We start from the raw sequence: 20,054 nt of genomic DNA on the forward strand, positions 1-20,054 counted from the left end.
CCGTATTCACTTCCTTTTTGTTATTCGCTTTCAGAACCAGTGCGGTCGGTCAGCACCGGACGATCACCGCGAACTGCACCCGGCGTAACCGTTAACGGATTCGTCAGGCGGAAGTTCATTACCGTTTCGGAAGGCAGCCGAATCTGCTGTCCCTTCGTTACGGCCTGCGCGCCGGTTCCAGCGCCTGCGCCGATTACGGACCCGATCGCTGCGCCCTTCCCGCCGCCGGCAATTGCGCCGATGATCGCGCCCACCGCTGCGCCACCGCCGACCTTAGCCGCGGTGTTCTTGCCACGGGCCGCGCCTTCACGTCGCCACTCTTCGGTCCGGACTTCGTAGTTCTTGCCGCCCATCGAAACGTTCGTCAGTTCGACTGCCAGCACCGACTTCCCGCTGAAGTGACCTGCATCCTTCACATCGACAATGCGGCCCATCACGTCCGCTCCGGAAGGAATCGCCAACTGGTCACCAACGGTGATCGAGTGCGCCAGCGTTCCGCGGAAGCGGTCGCCAACCTGGTTCTTTTCGCTGTCGAGCGGATCGAGCAGGCGGATGGAAATCTCCGTTCCGTCCGGAATAGTGACCGTGGTCGGCTTGGGCTTGGCGGCTGGCATCGCCGAAGACGCTGTCGCCGGAACTGTGGTCACCGGAGTCGAAGGCGGAGCATAGTCGTTGTTTCCGCGGTTCCCGCGAGAGCCCGCGGTGTAACTGGACGACTTACGCGCGGAGCTTTTCGCCTGCTTCACAGGCTCCTGTTGCTCCACTACTGGTTCCTGCATCGGCGGTGCCGCCGCTGCTGCTACCGTGAGATTGTTCACAACCGTACGTACACCAGCGATTTGGCTGGCATCATTCCCTGCTGCAACCCGTTCCATTTCGCTCGAGACCTGGCCCGCCAGTGTCACCACGCCGTCCTGCGACTGGACGGAAATAGTCTTGGTGGCGATGTTGGGGTCGGCCTGGATCTTCGTCGCTACTTCACCGATGATCTGGCTGTCGCTGGGCTTCTTCGAACACCCAATGGCCAGAGCCATGATCACCAGTAAGCTCAAGAACACAACCATCAGCGAACGATTCGCCTTCATACATTTCTCCTCTTCAGGGTTCCTGTCTCGCATTCCGTGCAGAGTACCTGCTCGCTATATCCTGAAATTCTGCTAACTGTGTTAACCCGTAACGAAAGCATGTGGCATCAGCCGTCACGCCCTAAAACGGCCGGATTTCTACTTAGCCTGACTACCTTAACCCAAACTTGGCCGGGAAGTTACTGTGCAGTGTTGAGGTTCACGGTACTCAAGGGCAGGTCCCAATGGGCAAGCAGGATTTCGAATCTCCGTTGCTCCTCCTTCTTGAACGTCGCCTGATCCGGATACATCTGCCTGGCCAGGGCCTGTTCATCGAAGGGCGATCTGTCCTTGAAGACGATGGTTACGCGATAGTCCCACCGCGCGTCCTCGGTCATATGATTTTCGGGAGCTTCCATTTTTACGGACGCAATCCTGCCCATCTCGATTTGCTTCTTCAGGATCGGATAGTGGTTTTTCTTAAACAGTTCCAGAAACTCCTGCTGATGTCCCCACTGGACCTTGTAGTAGTACTCGACCACCGTCGGTTGAGGGGTTGCTGGCGTCTGGGCCTGGGCTCCGAGTCCGATGAGCAATACCGAAAACAGCAAGAGAAACACTCTCCGCATGGGTCCTCCAATGTCACGGGCGAAGGGTGACATTCCGTGTGGCCGAGATTCTATACTCATCGTAGTGGCTGGAGTATCCCAATCCGACCTGAAGCATGCGGCGGAACTGCTACGGGCGGGTAGGCTCGTGGCATTTCCGACGGAGACTGTTTACGGTCTGGGAGCGAATGCCCTGTCCGCCGAAGCCGTAGCGCGCATCTTCGAGGCTAAGGGACGCCCACGCACCAGCCCGCTTATCGTTCACGTAGCCACGCCGGACGAAGTCAGCAGCGTTGTTTCCCATTGGCCAGAGGTCGCCCAAAGGCTCACCGCAAAATTCTGGCCAGGACCGCTGACATTGGTGTTGCCAAAGACCGAAGCCGTGCCCGACATCGTCACAGCCGGATTGCCAACGGTCGGCATTCGCATGCCGCGGCATGACATTGCCCTTGCGCTGCTGCGCGAATGCGGACTGCCGCTCGCGGCTCCGAGCGCGAATCGCTTTACCCAGGTTTCTCCGACAACAGCCGAACATGTTCGACGCAGTCTCGGAGACCGCGTCGATTTCATTCTCGACGGAGGCCCTTGCACGGTGGGGATCGAATCGACCGTGCTGTCTCTGGCCACACCGCAGCCAACGATTTTGCGTCCGGGCGGAATCTCTCGGACGGAAATCGAGTCGCTCATTGGCTCCGTTGCCGTTTCCACAGAAGCGGCTTCCGGTGCGCACGCATCTCCCGGCATGCACGCGAAACATTACAGCCCGCACACTCGGCTGTTGCTGAGCAAAGACGGCGAAGTCCCCCACGCAGGACATGGTATCTACCTGCGCCTTTTTCATGACGCTCAGCATCCGTGTGAAGCGATGTATATGCCCACCGATCCGCGCGAATACGCTGCCGCCCTCTATGGGACTCTGCATGACTTGGACGCACGCTCACTCGATTGGATCGCCGTCGAACTTCCCCCGGTCAACCATGCCTGGGAAGCCGTGCTCGATCGCTTGCGTAGGGCCGCTCACCCCTGAAACTGAAACACCTCGCCGCCGCGCACGGCTGCGAAGCGTAGCTCGCCTCGTGGTAATCTCAAAGAACCAATTCAGGAGCATTGCACCACTGTATGGGTATCATTGTTCGCTCTTCCGACGTCCACGCCGCCGGCGTGTTCACCACCGCTCCCATCCGCAAGCGCAGCAAGGTTGTGCGCTATACCGGACCGCATATCACCAAGGAAGAAGGCGACAAGATTTACGAACACCGCGACATCACTTATCTCTTTGCGCTCGGCAACGGCGACCGCGTGATCGACGGACACGGGATTGCAGCTTTCATCAATCACTCCTGCGACCCGAACTGCGAAACCGATGAAATAAAAGGAGAGATTTGGATCATCGCGACCCGCGACATCAGGCCGGGAGAAGAACTGACCTACGACTACAACCTGTTCGACGGAGAGGAAGACGATCCCGCTACGTGCCACTGTAAGTCGCGGCACTGCCGGGGATCTTTGTACTCTGAGGGCGAACTGCGGAAGCGAAAACGCGAAGCAAAAAAGAAAGCCGCAAAAGAAAAAGCGGCGTAATCTCGCCGCTTCTCCTGCTATCAGAATGGTCTATGCTGTTGCGCGCTGCGCGAACGACTTCACCGCCTCTTCTTCCGTGTCGTACACATCGAACACGGTCAAAAGCTTCGTGACCTGCAGCAAATCAACCACGCGCTGTTGCAACTTGGCCAACTTCACCATACCGCCGGAATGCTGGGCAGACGAATACAAGCCCACCAGCGTACCCAGTCCACCGCTGTCGATATAAGTGGTTTCACCAAGGTTGATAACGACAGATTTCGTCTCAGCAAGCAGATTTTTTACTGTGTCACGTAGCGCGCTCGCTTCATCGCCGAAGAGCAGCCGGCCACGACAGTCCACGATCGAAACGTTGTCCACCACCCGGACCCCAAGCTTCAATTGCATAGCGAACCTCCCCAGAATCTCACGGCGAAAACTCTAGCTGGTCGCTTGGAAGATGGCAAGTGATCTATCCACAAAATCGGCTAAACTCGGGCCGTTTTCCACTGCCCGGCCCTGTCCCACTCCAGCGTTTCAGCCACCCGCCCCGACAGTTCCTCACCCCAGTGCCGCTGCACAATAGCCAAAGCCAAGTCGATCCCGGCCGTTATTCCCGCGGACGTTGCGATCCGGCCATCGAAGATCACCCGTGCATCCGCATCGACCGTAATAGCGTTGTATTCCCGCAGCAGTTCGACCCGGCTGCGATGGGTTGTGGCACGTTTCCCGTCCAGCACGTGGGACGCAGCCAGGATCAAAGCCCCCGTGCAAACTGAAGCCACCTCTCCAGGCTGCTTCCGGACAAACTCAAGTGTCGCCCCGTCATGACGCACCGGTCCGCGGGCGCCTGGCCCCCCGGGCACAATCAGCAAGTCGAGAGGAGGACAGGAGGCAAACGTCGCATCCGGTTTGAAGGTCAAACCAAAGTGCGCCCTGACTTCGGCATGGGTTTTCGCCACCAGCACCGCTTTGCAGGGCGCCCCGTGTTTGGCCGCAATCCCGAAGACTTCCATTGGGCCGACAAAGTCCAGCTCCTCGACATCGTCGAATACAAGAATGCCAATCGTGAATTGCGGCTTCGTCATCTGATTAGCTCCACTTGCGGAAGAACAGGGCCTGGCGCATCACGGGCGCGGTCTTCTCCGCGAGAGAAGCCAACTGGGTCTCGTTGAGCGGTGTGAACTCACGCGCCAGTTGCACGTTTTGCTCGAGTTGTGCCACGGAATCACACCCAATGATGATCGTGCTCACCGGCAACGAAAGCACGTAGTACATTGCTTCCTTGATATGCAGCGTGCCGGGACTCTTTGCCGGTCCTTCCCAGCCACGCTGTTCTTCGGCCGGCGGAGGCGTGAACGTCGAAAGGATTCGTCCCCGGGCAGGAATCTTCATTCCGATAATGCCCATCTGCTTCTCCACCGCCATCGGCAGCAGCTTCTCGATGAAGCTCAAGTGGTGTTTGTCGGCGGCGTTCAGCGCCATCAGGACGGTGTCGAATGGGAACCGGCGGATACCCTCCATCAGCACTTCAGGATCAGCATGTCCGGTTAGGCCTAAATACCGCACGATCTTCCGCTCGCGAGCCTGCTGCAAGGCTTCTATGGCGCCGCCCTTCGCGAAAATGCGATCCAGTTCTTCCATGCGCGACAGGTTGTGTAGCTGCCAAAGATCAAGGTGGTCCGTTTGCAGGAGTTTCAGAGACTCGTCCAGGAGCTTCAAAGATCCGTCTTTTGTTCGATCATGAGTCTTCGTCGCTAGAAAAGCTTCCTTGCGGCGACGCTTCATCACCTGCCCGATATAGCCCTGGCTAACTCCGCCACCGTAAAAAGCCGCCGTGTCGATGTAGTTCACGCCGAGATCGAGGGCACGCTCCACGATCGGCACTGCAATCTTGTCGTTGTCCTTCTTCTCCACCGAAGCCTGTCCGCCCAGGCTGAAGATACCGACCTTGTATCCGGTCTTGCCCAGGTTGCGGGTGGGCATAGCTTTCGTCGTTTCTGGGTTTTCCGGCAGCGGCGGCATGGCATTGGCCGACGTCGTGAGGGTAGATCCCGCGATAATTCCAGCGGCAGCGGTGCCGCCCAGTTTCAGGAAGTCACGGCGTATAAGTGCAGGGTTTTTGGTATCTTCCACGAACTCCTCCTGTGCGGCGAATCCTACTCCTGCCCCGCCGTATTGCACAGTGACCCGCAACACAGCCCGACGCTTCAGCAGCTCAATTCACCTCGACCATCCTTGACACCAATATTCCTCGCTGCCGCTCCGATATAATCGAGTTTTCCCATGAGCTACCAGGTCCTCGCCCGTAAATACCGACCCCAGAAGTTCTCCGACGTCATCGGACAGGACCACGTAACCCGCACGCTCAAGAACGCCATCGAACAGCAGCGCATCGCCCACGGCTATATCTTCAGCGGGCACCGCGGCATCGGCAAAACCACCATCGCCCGCATCCTGGCAATGGCCCTGAATTGCCGCTCTACCGATCATCCCGTCCCGGAGCCCTGCGGTGTTTGCGATTCCTGCGTCGAAATTCGCCAGGGCAATTCCGTGGACGTAATCGAAATCGACGCCGCCACCAACCGCGGCATCGACGAGGTCCGCGAGCTCCGTGAAGCCGCCCGATATCGTCCGGCGCGCGATCGCTTCAAGATCTGGATCCTCGACGAAGCCCACCAGATCACGGACGCCGCCTTCAACGCCCTGCTCAAGACGCTTGAGGAACCGCCCGGTCACGTCATTTTCATGATGGCCACCACCGAGCCCGAAGACATTCCGCAGACGATCCGCTCGCGGTGCCAGCATTTCTCGTTTCACGCCGTGCGCTTCGACGAAATCGTCAAGCAGCTCCGCTCAATCGCTGAAGCCGAAAAGATCGAGGCCGACGACAACGCTCTCGCGCTGCTTGCCGAAGCCGGTGACGGCTCCATGCGCGACGCCCTTTCCATCATGGACCAGGCTATCGCCACCACCACGGCTCGGCTTACCGCCGACGACGTCCGCGGGCTCGTGGGAGCCGTTTCCTCCGACATCCTCGAAGAGATGATGGAAGCGGTCGAGCGCAACTCGAGCGAGGAAGTACTGACGCTCGTGGATCGCCTCATGGTCGAAGGCCACAACCCGACGCACTTCGCGCGCCAGATGGTCCGATTCCTGCGCAACTCGATCGTCGCCAAGGTCGCGGGCAAGGGCACTTCCCTTTTGCAGATCTCGCAGGACGAATCCGACCGTGTCTCGCGCGTCGCTGAAAAGTTCAGCGAAGAAGACCTCACGCGCTTCCTGCAAATCATGCTCCGCACGCACAGCGAACTCGGCTATAAGCACGAACAGCGTTTCCACCTCGAACTCGGTCTCCTGAAGTTGGTTCACGCGCAACGGCTGCTGTCGCTGGAGCAGATTCTAAGCAACGAGCCGCTCCCTAAGTCGGCTCCGACTTCTTCGCCCAGCCGACCCGCACCTGCACCGGCCCGTAGTGCGGAACCTGCTGCTGCACCGCCTCGACGACCTTCGCCTTTTGAGAGCGACGTCGCCCGCCGAAAGGGTGAGCCACCCCGCGGCAGTATGAGCACCGCGCCTTCCATCGAAGGCACCAGCGCGATCGCCGTTGCCCCTGCTCCCGATCCGGTTCCCCAGCCGCAGGCGCAGCTCGGCGAGGTATCGCTACCGAAGATCCAAACCGCCACTCTCACCGCTATGGAGAAGGCCGGCCAGAAGATCATCGCCCACTGGCTCGAACTGGGAGAGTGGAAGATCGAAGGCTCCGAAGTCATCATTGCTGTCGCCGCCAAGCAGCCGATGATTGACGCTGCCCTCAAGGGAGAAGCCCAACGTGTGCTGAATCAGTCCGCGACTGAAGCGGTTGGGCAAAACGTTCGCATCAAGGTGGTTGCCGGAGCCAATGGCAACGGTAATGGCGCTGCCATCGCAAAACCGATCATGTCCGATGGGTCCGACGCCCGTTCGCGCGCGATGAAAGATCCGATCGTGCAGAAGATGAAAGAGAAGTTCGGCGCAGAGATTCGTACTGTCGTAGATCAGCGCAACAAGCGCTAAGCCCATCACGGGCAGGCAAAGAGGAAAGAAATGGGCGGTTTTAACCCCAAGCAACTACAGGAAATGATGTCGCAGGCGCGACAGAAATACGAAGAATTGCAGCATAAGTTGGCTTCCACGGTGGTCGAAGCCTCTGCCGGTGGCGGCTCCGTGAGCGTCAAGATGAACGGCCAGAAACAGGTCCTAAGCGTCGTCATCGACCCGGAGATCGTAAAGTCCGGCGACGTCGAAATGCTTCAGGACCTTGTCACCGCTGCTGTCAACGCCGCAGTCCGCAAGGTCGACGAGCAACTGCAGTCATCCATGGGATCGATGCTCGGCGGACTCAACATCCCGGGCCTGTAGCGCCGGCGATTCGCCGGCATGTAATGCGGGAATCTTGCCCGCATCCGAAGGAAACAGAATGTCCCGTTTTGCCGAGCCGATGGCTCGACTGATCGAAGAACTGAAAAAGCTCCCGGGCGTCGGATCGAAATCCGCACAACGCCTGGCGTTTCACATTCTCCGTTCTTCCGATGACGACGCCACCGCGCTCGCCGATTCCATCCGGGACGTCAAGGCCAAACTCCACCTCTGCTCCATCTGCAACAACATCACCGACGTCGACCCATGTACCTACTGCTCGAATGCCACTCGCAACCAGCGACTTGTGTGCGTAGTCGAGGAACCCACCAACATCACGGCGATCGAAAAGGGCAAGAACTACAACGGCGTGTATCACGTGCTGCACGGCACCATCTCTCCGCTGCATGGTGTCGGCCCGGAACACCTCCGTATTTCCAATCTTGTGAAGCGCATTGACTCCGGCGACGTGGACGAAGTCATCCTGGCCACCAACCCAACCGTCGAGGGCGAGGCCACCGCCCACTATCTATCGAACGTGATTAAGCGTCCGAACGTAAAAGTGACCCGCATCGCCACCGGCATCCCCGCGGGGGCCGACATCGAGTACGCCGACGAAGTCACTATCCTCAAGGCTATGGAAGGCCGCCGGGAGCTATAGTCGAAAGTTCGCATCTCGCCTGCCATTAAGGTGTACTCTTCTTTTTCACATTCCAACCGCTCTAACGAGGAAGCGATCATGTTTCGATTCGCATTGTTAGTGCTGTCGATATTCTGCATGGCGTCAATTTCAGTTGCACAAGAAAAGAAAGAAGCCGCACCTCTTCCCGTCCAGGGACGCTCCGTCATTCAAACCAAATTTGGCATCGTCGCCACCAGCCAACCGCTGGCTTCAATGGCTGGAGTGCAGATCCTCGAGCGCGGCGGAAACGCAATTGATGCCGCCATTGCCGCCAACGCCACGCTTGGACTGATGGAACCTACCAGCAACGGTGTGGGTGGCGACCTGTTCGCCCTCGTTTACGACGTCAAAACGAAAAAGTTATACGGACTGAACTCCAGCGGATGGTCGCCGAAGGCACTCACTCCCGCGCTCCTCGCATCGAAGGGAATCACCACCATGCCCGAGCGCGGCGTCTGGACCGTCACCGTTCCCGGCACCGTCGCGGGATGGAACGCCCTGCGTGAAAAGTTCGGCACACTCCCGTTCTCTACCATCCTCGCGCCGGCGATCTACTATGCCGAGAACGGCTTCCCCGTAAACCAGGTAACCGCCGGACTCTGGTCTCGTTCGGTGAAGTTCCTTTCGTCGCATCCGAACTCCGCCGCCACATATCTCATCGACGGTAAAGCTCCCGCCGCCGGCCAAGTATTCCGCAATCCTGATCTCGCCAATACGCTTCGCCGCATCGCCTCTCAAGGCCGTGACGGCTACTACAAGGGCCAAACCGCACAGGCAATCGTCGATATCGAAAAAGAATTCGGCGGCGTGATGACGCTCGAAGATCTTGCGGAGTTTCAACCCGAATGGGTCACACCCATTTCCACCACTTATCGAGGCTGGACGGTCTACGAGATTCCTCCCAACACGCAAGGCATCGCCGCCCTCATCATGCTCAACCTGATGGAGCAGTTTCCCCTCGGCGAATATGGATTCCACAGCGTGCGCGCGCTGCACACCATGATTGAAGCCAAGAAGCTCGCGTACGCCGATATGCTCCGCTACGTCGGCGACCCGAAGTTCTCCGCCATTCCCGTCGCGCAGATGCTCGACAAAACACACGCCGCCGAACGCGCCAAACTCATCGGCGAGACGCCGAACTGTAAGCCCGAGCCATCACAATTTGCCGGCCTCACCGGCAGCAAGGGCAACGACACCATTTACATGACGGCCATCGACAAGGACGGCAACATCGTTTCGCTGATCCAAAGCAATTATTCGGGCTTCGGCTCCGGGCTCGTGCCAAAGGGCATGGGATTCATGCTTCAGAATCGCGGTGCTTTGTTCACGCTCAACCCCAATCAGCCGAACACTCTTGAAGGACACAAACGTCCGCTGCACACCATCATTCCGTCGTTCATGGAAAAGGGAAATACGCGTATCGGCTTCGGCATCATGGGCGGATGGAATCAGGCGCAGGCCCACGCCCAGTTCGTAGCAAATATCGTCGACTACGGAATGAATATCCAGCAGGCGCTTGAGGCCGGACGTTTCACTAAATCGTCCTTCGATGGCTGCGATGTCCAAATCGAAGAGCTCGTCCCGCAAGCCACCCGCGATGCGCTCACCAAACTCGGCCACCAGGTCGAAACCGTTCCTCGACGCACACCTATCTTCGGTTACGGACAGGCCGTGATGGATAACGGCACGGGTGTCCACTTCGGTGCCAGCGATCCTCGCCACGACGGTGCAGCCATCCCGCAACCGGGACCAGTTTTTATGGGTAAATGATTCCGAATCAGCAACGCGGAGCTTTCAACAGGCTCCGCGTTGCACCCGATCAAAGTGGCCCTCGACCTGCTGTGTTTCCCGTAACTGCACTCATGGATGTGACCTAGAACCCCTCATTTCGTTGACAGAGTCTCTGGACGGGCAACATACTTTTTTCATAGACCCCGCAACTTAGGAAAGCTGGTCCGGCGACTGATGCCCTCGAAGTGTGGTTCCACTCATGCTCGCTTCTTTCTAGCATTTTTGCTGCTTCTTTTTGTAAGCCTCGTTTCGTTCGCAGCCGAACCGGACAAGGAGCGGGCCGAAAAGGCAGAGCGCGATAATCCGCGCGAGCGCGAGTCATGGTTCCTTCGCGGACGCACCTTTAAGGGCCGCCCAGCGCCCCAACTTTTGAAGCAGGCGCACCAGCAGCGGGACACTCTGCGGTACCAAGCCATCCGTCGCGCACAGGTCCGCACAGCCGCCGTTGCGTCGCCCCTTCCCTCGCCCATATGGAGCCCTCTCGGCCCAGCACCGCTGAAATCAGTTCCGAACGTTGGCGATCAGCAGGACTACGGGTTCACTACAGGTCGTGCGACTGCCGTTGTGGTCGACCAGAACGATCCCACTGGAAATACCGTTTATCTGACCGGCGCGTATGGTGGAGTTTGGAAATCCACTTCCGCCGCGAATACCGATCTCGCAAGAGTTTTTTGGACACCGATCATCGACGATCAGGAGACGATTGCTGTCGGATCGATGGCCATTCAACCCGGCAACAGCAACCTGCTCCTCGTCGGCACCGGAGAGGCAAACAGTTCCTCGGATTCCTACTATGGACTTGGCATTCTTCGCTCCACTGACGGAGGAGTTTCCTGGAGCCTGATCTCGACAGCTAACAACGGTGCCCGCCTCTTCCACGGCCTCGCCTTCGCTAAAATTGCATTCAGTACCGACAATCCGAACATCGTTGTCGCTGCTACCGCTGCCGCTAGCGTGGGTACTGCGAACGGCCTCGACCAAAGTCCTTCGGCTGCGGAGTGCGCTGATCTTTCACTCACGCGGGTCTGCCGCGGAATCTACTATTCCTACGACTCCGGCCAGAGTTGGACCCAGGCCACCATGGTTGACCCCGGTGGTGCTCCCGATGCTGGTTCCGTTTCCTCGGTTCATTACAACCCGCAACAGCACAAGTTCTACGCAGCGTCTCGCTTCCACGGCTTTTACGTTTCGTCCGACGGCGTCACGTGGTACCGGATGAGTTCGGACCCCAGCGGGTTCAATCAACCCTCAAGTGGCCTGAATCTTACGGCGTGTCCTACCGTCCTTCCGACGAATACCAGCTCGCGTGTCTGCCCTCTTTATCGCGGCGAAATCACCCAGGTGCCCGGACGCGACGAGATGTACGTCTGGTATGTGAATGCCGACAACCCTCCAGTGAACGGAGGCATTTACCAGACTAAGGATGGCGGGAAAACGTGGGTCTCTCTGAACGTCAGCGGCATCACAAATTGCGGCGACACACAAGGCTGCGGAACTGAGCAGGGCGATTTCAACCTCGCCCTCATGGCAGTTCCGAATGGCGCCACTGCCACCGATCTCTACGCTGGTGCCATCAACATCTTCCGCTGCCAGATCAACTCGAATAACTCCACGTGCAGTTCAAACGCATTCGTCAATCTCACGCACGTGTACGGATGCGACCCGTTCGGCTCATTATCCAAGGTGCACCCTGACCAACACGGCTTCGACATGGTCCAGGCGAATGCCAACATTCTCTATTTTGCGAATGACGGCGGCATCACTCGCACGCTCTCCTCTTATTCGACGCAGGCCAAGTACTGCGACTCCAAGAATCCGAACGCACCCACCATTCTCTTCGACAACCTGAATGGAACCATGGGCTCCATGACCCAGTTCGTATGGTTCTCGCAGCATCCCACCGATCAGTACACGATGCTCGGCGGCACGCAGGACAACGGCTCGCCCATGATTGACTCCGACAATTCCGGCCCTAACGGGTTGGCGTGGCGTTCGGTCCTGCTCGGCGACGGCGGCTACAACGATATAAATCCTCAGTCGCCAAACGACCGTTTCGCTTCCTTTCCAATCAGTCCAAGCCGCGTCCTGGTGGCCCGATGCACAACTGGCGAGAACTGTAGCGACAGCATCTTCAGCAGCAACCAGGTAGTTACTTCAGCCAAGCTCGGAAACGACACGGCTTCCTTTTATATGCCTTACATGCTCGACCCGCAGGACTCGAGCAAACTCGTCGTCGGCACGTGCCGCGTGTGGCGCGTCGGCACCAATGGGTCAAGCGCCGTCGCGCTCAGCCAGAACTTTTCCAACGGAACCACCAACTCATGCGCGAGCGGCTCGGCCTACATCTCCGCTCTTGCGGCCGGCGGTCCTGTGAATTCGAGCGGCTCGCAAGTCCTCTACGCCGGAACAGACAACGGAAAGGTCTTCTTCACCCCCGACGCCACCGATTTTCGAGTAACGTGGACGGAGATCTCCAACAACGGAGCCTTCTCGAATTCCGCCGTTTGCGGATCAACTTCAAGCCCCGCCCGTTGTCCGATCTCAGGTATCGCCATCGATCCCCGCGATGCAACCGGTCGCACCGCTTACGTCACCATCATGGGATTCAACACACCGCACGTCTGGCAGACGACCGACGGCGGAAATTCCTGGTCCAACATCACCGGCAATCTCCCTGACGCCCCGGCTAATGGTGCTGTCGTCTACTCGGGTGATGGAAGTATTTATGTCGCGACCGATGTCGGCGTTTACTCAACCGCAAGTCCGTCAGGCGGAAACACGATTTGGACAGAAGTCGGTCCGGCCACCGGCGCTGGCACACTACCGAACGTTGCCGTTACCCGCATCGCGATCTTCGCTCCGACCGGAAGTCCCGCACGTCTTCGCGCCTCGACATACGGACGCGGCGTCTGGGAAATTCCGATCGCCGGTAGTTCTGCACCTGACTTCGCGGTCACAATTCCCGATTCCGCACTGGTAACCTTCCCCGGGCAAGTCGTTACCTTCAACGGCTCCATCACTACAGCGAATGGCTATAGCAGCGCCATCAATCTCTCCTGCGACGCCACCACCAACGGAACCCCAGGTCCATTGCCGCAAACCTGCTCGCCCAGCATGCCGGTGAATGGGATCTTCACCGTTACCGCGGCCAATCCCACCGTGCAGGACTTCGGCTTCCGCATCGTGGCCGCCGGCACCGACCCGAGTATGCTCACCCGTCAGGTGCCGGTCAGCCTTCGTGTGATCGACTTCACGCTCGGCACCCCGCAACCGTCCTCCATCACGAATCTCATTCGCGGCAACAGCACCACCCTTCAAGTCACAGTCGCATCGGTCGGATCATTCAATCAGCAGATCACCTTCGGATGCAGCGGCCTTCCCGCTGGATGGAGGTGCTCCGCGTTTCCGGTGACGCTCACCCCTGGCGGAAGCACGCAGGTCGCCCTCACCATTTACACTACTGCTGCCACCGCGGAAAACACGTATAACTTCAGCCTCACCGCGACTTCGCCCGGCTTGATTACACCAAAGCAACAGCCAGTGTCGGTGCAGGTCGTTGCCGGACAGGATTTCAGTATTGGTGCTCCGACATTCTCTTCGCCCACTCGCAAGATCGGCGAACAGCTCAGCACAACCTTCACCGTCACGCCGCAGGATGGCTACAACGGAACCGTCATTTTCTCTTGCGCCGGTACCAGTGCCGGGATCGCACCATCCGCGTGCGCATTCAATCCACCTTCCACCGTCGTAGACACAACTCCCGTTCCAGTAGCGTTGACCGTGCTCACAAACGCGGGCACCGCTTCGTCCGGTCAAATCACCATTCAGGCCAATGACGGAACCCGTACGAAGAACGCGAGCGTTCCCTTCTCATTGACCGACTACTCGTTCTCGAATCTCACTCTCCCGAACAACACCAACCCCGGTGGCACCGTTAAGTTCAGCTTCCACTTGACGCCCCTCAACGGTTACAGCAGCCCGGTGACGCTCAGCTGCGATACCAGCCAATTCACTGTGCCGGTATCGTGCCAATTCAATCCGGCTTCCGGCATCGTCCTCACGCCCGGCACGACAACCACCGTCAATGCCTCCATCGCCATTCCCAGCAGCCTCCCGGAGGCTACATATTCGGTTCTCGTCCGGACGAGCGACCAGTCCTTCCCGGCTCTCTTCCATGACCTGACTACGGCTCAGTTCCAGATATCCGCGACACCGAATTTCGCCATGGACTTCGGCACTAAAACCAGCGCCACCGTCGCCGCAGGACAATCAACGACGTCAGCCCTCAGCGTGACGGCGCAGGGGAGTTTCAATTCGCCGGTCGCGTTTACGGTCGCGGGCTGTCCGTCCCAGGCCACCTGCACGCTTTCGCCCAACCCGATCACGCCCACCGGAGCCACTCCTGCCACGGCGACACTCACCATCACCACCACGGCGGCCTCCTCTGCCAGCGTTCGTTCAACGGGGCGTAACCTGTTTGCGCTCTGGCTCGGTCTGCCATTTGGCGCCATCGGATTCGTTCTTCTCGACCGCAAACGCCGCAGCCTGGCCCTGCTTGTAATCACCTTTGCGACCATGTGCGCGCTCTCGGCTTGTGGCGGAGGCGGTGGCGGCACTACCAATCCGCCCACTTTCCGTCCGGGGACTCCAGCCGGAACCTACACGATTACGGTCACCGGAACGGGCAGCACCATCGTCAAGCAGGCTAATTTCACCCTTACGGTGCAATAGTTCTCAGGCAAACACGTAACCCCAGAGGGTGAACCTTAACCTTTTTCCTTTTTTCCCGGTTTGGGCCTATTGACGGATTTTGATAGTAGAATCGCTTGAGTTCTGCATCTACCTTATTGGGCTGCTGCTCTGATGTACCTAAACCAAACCTGGGGCCGATGAGGAAATACTTCCAACAACCTAGCGTCGGACTGGCGCTTGTACTTATTGCAACCGCGTCGGCCATCCTCGCCGGATGGCATTTCCGTATCCCGTGGTTGAAAGGGTCCATGCTGGGCACCTATGTGGCCCCAACCACCGCGCTCTGCTTCATCCTGTTATCGGCAGTCATCCTGTTTTTTGCCACTGAAAACAGATTCGCCGTTTGGCTCGGCTACCTGATTTCCGCCTCCGTCCTGGTCTTTAGTTTTGCCACTCTTATCGAATGGATTACCCAGCTCGACTTCGGCATCGACAGAATCTTCTTCGCCCATCGCCTCTCGGACTGGGACTTACCGTACCCCGGACGCTTCTCGGTAAATTCGGGGGTTGCGTTCATCCTCGCGTCGTCATCGCTTCTTACCATTCGACGCACGTTCGCATCCGTAGTGGGCGAAACACTTGCCGGACTGATCCTCCTGGTCTCTTACCTTAGCCTGATCGGCTACGTATATTCGATTCCGGCACTCTACTCCATCGGCAACGTTATGGCGTTGACGACGGCCCTGCTTTTCGCAATCCTCTCCGTAGCTATCCTGTACTGCGGAAATCGCCATCTAGTACGGATTATCTCCAGCCCATACGCCGGCGGAATCGTCTCGCGCCGTTTCATCAGCGCGGTCCTGCTTACCATGCCGCTGCTGGGATGGATTGCCATCCAGATTCGCGTCCACAATCTCCTTTCGCGCGAGATGAACATCGCGCTGCTCGTATTGGCTTCTGTCCTGATCTTCACCATCCTTACCCTTCGCACCGCCACCGCACTCAATGAGATCGACCGTCAGCGGCTCCAGACTCAAGACGCCCTCCGGTACTCCGAGCAACTTCAGGCCGACGCCCTCCAGCAGATCAAGGTCAACCTCAAGCGACTGGAACTGATCGAAAGTTCCGTCGGACTTGGGACATGGGAATTCGATCCCCTTACCGGCATGTCGCACTGGCCGCCGGGCATTTCGGCTGTATGGGGACTGCCGCGCCGCGAGCACCGAGTCACCCTTGATGAATTCAAGAGCCGAATTTACCCGGATGATCGCGAAAACGTCGTGCGTACGGTTGAGAACGCGCTCAAAGAACGCGACAACTATGACCTGGAATTCCGTGTCATCTGGCCCGATCTAAGCATTCACTGGCTATCCGCGCGGGGTACAGTCATCCGGGCCGCCGACGGTACGGCAACCAAGGTCTTGGGCATCGCTCTCGACGTCACCGAACGCCACCAGACCGAGAAGGCCCTGCGCGAGTCAGAAAAACTCGCCGCCACCGGACGCCTCGCCGCTACCATCGCCCACGAGATCAACAATCCACTGGAGGCTGTGGTCAACCTCGTGTTCCTGGCGAAGAACGATCCCTCACTTGCCACCGAGGCGCGCAATCTCCTCGATGCCGCCGATGTGGAACTCGCTCGTGTCAGCCACATGGTTCGCCAGACGCTCGGCTTTTATCGCGACTCCTCCAAGCCCGTATGGGTCGATGTCTCCGAGACCGTCGTGCAGATCGTCAATCTGTACCGGAACAAGCTTCAGCGGAAAAATGTCCAGCTCGATATGGAAACCAGCCCGGCGCGCATGCACGGATTCGAAGGCGAACTCCGCCAGGTCATCTCCAACCTGATCAGTAATGCCATCGACGCCGTTCCCCTCGACGGCCATGTCACCATACGCGTGCGCCAGCTGCGTAACCACGTGTCCATCACCGTCGGCGACAATGGACACGGTATCTCACCCGAAAACCGCGAACGCCTCTTTCAGCCTTTCTTTACGACCAAGCGCGACATCGGAACCGGCCTCGGCCTCTGGGTTTCCAAGGGCATCATTGAGAAGCACCGCGGACACATTCGCTTCCGCTCAAGTACTCGTCCCGGCGCTTCGGGAACAATCTTCAGCATCCGTCTGCCGCTCGACAATTCTTCGGCCATTGCGCAGACCGCCGCCCTCGCCGGATAGAACCGTACACACACAAAAAAGCCCGGCCTGCTCAGCCGGGCTGTTGCACAAGGGGATACGACTAAACTTCAACTTCCAGTGCATGCGAGGTTGCATGCTGAGGCATGGCTTCCGGATGTTCGGTTCCGTATTTGTAGCCTGCTTCGAAAGCCTTCGCATTCAGTTCCTTGAAGGCTGGCGGCACCGAATCCAGCACCGCTTCGCGTAGAGACTCCGGCTTCAACGTCCCGCTCACAGCCGCGAAGAAACCGACCATCACCACGTTCAGCACCATGCGCTTGCCGAGTTCTTCGGCGATGCGAGTGGCCGGACAGCTATAGATCCGCGTGCCTTCCGGCACATTGCCGATCCGCACCAGGTCCTGCTCAATGATCAGCATTCCCTTCGGCTTCACTTCAGGCGAAAACTTCGAGTACGCCTCCTGCGACATCACCACAAGAATGTCGGGGCTTGTCACATAGGGATAGAGCACCGGTTGATCGGACGTGATCACCTGCGCGCTACAAGCTCCGCCGCGAGCTTCCGGACCAAAGTTCTGCGTCATCGTCGAGAAGCCACCTTCGAAGATCGACGCCGCTTTCCCGATCACCGCCGCCGCCAGAATTACACCTTGTCCGCCAAAACCTGCGACCCGGATTTCCGTTAATTGCATGACGATTCCCCAATTCCGCAGCCGCCGTCGCTGCATCCGCCGTCCAGCGAAAGATTCGCTGCCACTTCGTCCACGTAACGGTCGCCCAGCGAGTGCTGCATCTGTTCGCGCATCATGTCGTTGAAGTGCGGGCGCTGGCGATCAACGAACTTGCCCACGATGATCTCCCCGCTCTTCGTCAGCCCAACTTCGTTCGTCGGTGCGCCGTGCTTGACCTTGCTCTTCTCTTTGTAGAACTTCATCGTATCCAGTCCGTCGCCCATGCGGTTTCGGCGCTGGTAGAGCGTCGGACATGGCGAAAGAATTTCGATGAAGCTGAAGCCCGGCTTTGCGAAAGCTTCCTGTACCGATCGAGTGATCTGCCGAACGTGGTAAGTGGTCCAGCGTGCGACGTAAACCGCGCCCGCCGCTTCCATCAGATGAGGCAGGTTAAACGTCGGATCGAAGGTTCCGTACGGATTCGTGGAAGTGATCACATCCGACGGGGTCGTCGGAGCCGTCTGGCCGCCCGTCATTGCATAGATCAGGTTATTAACGCAGATCACCTTGATGTCCACATTGCGGCGTGCCGCGTGGATCAGGTGATTGCCGCCAATCGCGCTCAGGTCGCCGTCACCCGAGTACACAACCACGTTCAGCTTCGGGTTTGCCAGCTTCATGCCCGTCGCAAACGGAATCGCGCGGCCATGCGTAGTGTGGAATGAATCGAGTTTCACGTAGCCCGCTACGCGCCCGGAACAACCGATACCGCTTACGATCGCCACGTTATCCAGGTCAACCTTGGAATCCAGCAGCGCGCGCGTAAAGCAATTTACCGTCGTTCCAATTCCGCACCCGGGACACCAGATGTGCGGCATGCGATCGCTGCGCAGAAATTGCTCTACCGGATTTGCAATCATCATTGTCATCGCGCTCCCTCCACGATCGCCTCAAGAATTCTCTCCGGACGATGCACGCTTCCGCCCGCATGTCCAACCAGGATCGTTTTCGCTTTTCCATCCGCGGCACGTTCTACTTCGTACTTGATCTGGCCCAGGTTCAACTCGGGTACCACGAACGCCTTCACCTTCGGCGCCAGTTCCTTGATCTTCTTTTCCGGGAACGGCCAAACCGTGATCAGCCGCAGCTTCCCGACTTTCAGGCCCTGCGCCCTCGCCAGGTCGACTGCTCTCTGTGCCACGCGCGAGGTGATCCCGTACGACACCACCACGACGTCGGCATTTTCCAGGCCGTCCTCTTCCCACATCGCGATGTCGTCGACGTTGTTCGAAATCTTCGAAATCAGCCGCTTTACCAGCCGGTCCTGTGTCTCTGGCGTCATCGCCGGATAACCACGTTCATCGTGCGTCAGTCCGGTTACGTGGAAACGGTATCCTTCGCCTGCATGCGCCATTTCCGGCACGCCAAGCTCATCCGGCTCGTAAGGCCTGTAATCGCGTGGAGTCTTCGTCGTGTGTTTCCGTGGCTCCACTTCGATCTTGTCGGCCTCGGGAATCACCACCTTCTCGGTCATGTGTCCCACCACTTCGTCCATCATGAACATTACCGGGACACGGTACTTCTCCGAGAGATTGAACGCTCTCACCGTCAGGTCAAAGCACTCCTGCGGCGAGTTCGGCGACAACGCGATGATGCCGTAGTCGCCATGCGAACCCCAGCGTGCCTGCATCATGTCGGCCTGTGCTGGAAGTGTCGGTAAGCCCGTCGAAGGTCCGCCGCGTTGCACGTTCACAAACACGCACGGCGTTTCCGTCATGGCGGCGTAGCCGATATGCTCCATCATCAGCGAAAAGCCCGGCCCCGAGGTCACTGTAAACGCCTTCGCTCCGCCCCAGACCGCGCCTTGCAGGCAGATCGAAGCCGCCAGTTCGTCTTCCATCTGGATGAACGTCCCACCGATGGTTGGAATACGGGCAGCGAACCGCTCAACGACTTCCGTTGACGGCGTAATTGGATATCCAGCGGAAAACCGCGCCCCTGCTGCCAGTGCTCCTTCACAGCATGCGTGGTCTCCGTCAATGAAATGGACGCCCGTCAGGACGCCCTTTGGATCAGCTTTCATTCCTTGTGTCTCCGGCTTTGCCCGCTGCTACCTTGTGTCCATGGATAGCGAAGTCGGGGCAGTACATGCCGCATAGATCGCAGCCACTACACTTCTCGGGATCTACGACATGCGGCGGATGGTAACCCTTGGAGTTGAATGCGGAGGAAAGTGCTAATACATGCGTCGGACAAAATTCGACGCAAAAACCACAGGCTTTACAACGTTCGACTTCGATCTTTACGGTTCCCTTTGGCATTGCTTCCTCAAACGCCTGCGTCACGGCTAAGGCCTTGGGCAAACGTGTCTGGCTAGTTCAATTCGCGTCCCCCGGATCACAAAGTCATCCGGCGTAAAACGCTTCCGTTTAGGAGATTGCTGGGAAC

At 58.4% G+C, this 20,054-nt stretch carries 16 protein-coding genes; 8 read left to right on the top strand and 8 right to left on the bottom strand.

What is annotated here, in order from left to right; translation table 11 throughout:
- Positions 1-20 precede the first annotated feature (20 nt).
- The gene (locus VN577_10520) at positions 21-1,085 is read right to left on the bottom strand and encodes a BON domain-containing protein (GenBank protein ID HWR15255.1); all 1,065 of its coding nucleotides are present in this window, start codon (positions 1,083-1,085) and stop codon (positions 21-23) included.
- 179 nt (positions 1,086-1,264) lie between these two features.
- Positions 1,265-1,693 (bottom strand): hypothetical protein, encoded by a 429-nt coding sequence (locus VN577_10525; protein ID HWR15256.1) that lies wholly within the window; start codon positions 1,691-1,693, stop codon positions 1,265-1,267.
- Between the two features lie 10 nt (positions 1,694-1,703).
- On the opposite strand from VN577_10525, the gene VN577_10530 reads away from it, so the two are divergent.
- Both VN577_10530 and VN577_10535 read left to right on the top strand, forming a co-directional pair.
- The gene (locus VN577_10530) at positions 1,704-2,699 is read left to right on the top strand and encodes an L-threonylcarbamoyladenylate synthase (protein ID HWR15257.1); all 996 of its coding nucleotides are present in this window, start codon (positions 1,704-1,706) and stop codon (positions 2,697-2,699) included.
- Between the two features lie 92 nt (positions 2,700-2,791).
- On the top strand, positions 2,792-3,253 hold the full coding sequence (locus VN577_10535) for an SET domain-containing protein-lysine N-methyltransferase (GenBank protein ID HWR15258.1): 462 nt from the start codon (positions 2,792-2,794) through the stop codon (positions 3,251-3,253).
- 30 nt (positions 3,254-3,283) lie between these two features.
- Here VN577_10535 and VN577_10540 read toward each other — a convergent pair whose 3' ends face one another.
- The 3 genes from VN577_10540 to VN577_10550 all read right to left on the bottom strand — a co-directional run bounded on the left by VN577_10540 (position 3,284) and on the right by VN577_10550 (position 5,368).
- Complete coding sequence (locus VN577_10540) at positions 3,284-3,640, bottom strand: STAS domain-containing protein (protein ID HWR15259.1); 357 nt, start codon at positions 3,638-3,640, stop codon at positions 3,284-3,286.
- An 80-nt stretch (positions 3,641-3,720) separates the two neighbouring features.
- Complete coding sequence (locus VN577_10545) at positions 3,721-4,320, bottom strand: DJ-1/PfpI family protein (GenBank protein HWR15260.1); 600 nt, start codon at positions 4,318-4,320, stop codon at positions 3,721-3,723.
- 4 nt (positions 4,321-4,324) lie between these two features.
- A complete protein-coding gene (locus VN577_10550; protein HWR15261.1) occupies positions 4,325-5,368 on the bottom strand; it encodes an aldo/keto reductase in 1,044 nt (347 codons plus the stop codon).
- A 150-nt stretch (positions 5,369-5,518) separates the two neighbouring features.
- Here VN577_10550 and dnaX point away from each other — a divergent pair, with 150 nt between their 5' ends.
- The 6 genes from dnaX (at position 5,519) to VN577_10580 (ending at position 16,975) form a co-directional block, all read left to right on the top strand.
- Positions 5,519-7,288, top strand: a complete 1,770-nt coding sequence (dnaX, locus tag VN577_10555) for a DNA polymerase III subunit gamma/tau (GenBank protein ID HWR15262.1) — start codon at positions 5,519-5,521, stop codon at positions 7,286-7,288.
- A gap of 30 nt (positions 7,289-7,318) precedes the next feature.
- Complete coding sequence (locus tag VN577_10560; GenBank protein ID HWR15263.1) at positions 7,319-7,633, top strand: YbaB/EbfC family nucleoid-associated protein; 315 nt, start codon at positions 7,319-7,321, stop codon at positions 7,631-7,633.
- A gap of 58 nt (positions 7,634-7,691) precedes the next feature.
- Positions 7,692-8,291 carry a recombination mediator RecR gene (gene recR / locus VN577_10565; GenBank protein HWR15264.1) on the top strand — a complete coding sequence of 200 codons (600 nt, stop codon included), beginning with the start codon at positions 7,692-7,694 and terminating at the stop codon, positions 8,289-8,291.
- Positions 8,292-8,369: 78 nt separating this feature from the next.
- Positions 8,370-10,082: a gamma-glutamyltransferase gene (gene ggt, locus VN577_10570; protein HWR15265.1), complete on the top strand. Its 1,713-nt coding sequence runs from the start codon at positions 8,370-8,372 to the stop codon at positions 10,080-10,082.
- A gap of 243 nt (positions 10,083-10,325) precedes the next feature.
- Positions 10,326-14,834, top strand: a complete 4,509-nt coding sequence (locus VN577_10575; GenBank protein ID HWR15266.1) for a hypothetical protein — start codon at positions 10,326-10,328, stop codon at positions 14,832-14,834.
- A 158-nt stretch (positions 14,835-14,992) separates the two neighbouring features.
- Positions 14,993-16,975, top strand: a complete 1,983-nt coding sequence (locus VN577_10580) for an ATP-binding protein (protein ID HWR15267.1) — start codon at positions 14,993-14,995, stop codon at positions 16,973-16,975.
- A gap of 61 nt (positions 16,976-17,036) precedes the next feature.
- Here VN577_10580 and VN577_10585 read toward each other — a convergent pair whose 3' ends face one another.
- From VN577_10585 to VN577_10595, 3 genes are read right to left on the bottom strand one after another with little or no spacing between them, the layout of a single operon-like run.
- Positions 17,037-17,627 carry a 2-oxoacid:acceptor oxidoreductase family protein gene (locus VN577_10585; GenBank protein HWR15268.1) on the bottom strand — a complete coding sequence of 197 codons (591 nt, stop codon included), beginning with the start codon at positions 17,625-17,627 and terminating at the stop codon, positions 17,037-17,039.
- Complete coding sequence (locus VN577_10590) at positions 17,618-18,535, bottom strand: 2-oxoacid:ferredoxin oxidoreductase subunit beta (protein ID HWR15269.1); 918 nt, start codon at positions 18,533-18,535, stop codon at positions 17,618-17,620. The genes VN577_10585 and VN577_10590 overlap by 10 nt, the downstream gene beginning before the upstream one ends.
- The gene (locus tag VN577_10595) at positions 18,532-19,689 is read right to left on the bottom strand and encodes a 2-oxoacid:acceptor oxidoreductase subunit alpha (GenBank protein ID HWR15270.1); all 1,158 of its coding nucleotides are present in this window, start codon (positions 19,687-19,689) and stop codon (positions 18,532-18,534) included. Before VN577_10595 ends, VN577_10590 begins: the two co-directional genes overlap by 4 nt.
- Positions 19,690-20,054 lie beyond the last annotated feature (365 nt).

This window comes from Terriglobales bacterium (assembly GCA_035561515.1).
Lineage (GTDB): Bacteria > Acidobacteriota > Terriglobia > Terriglobales > Acidobacteriaceae > DATMXP01.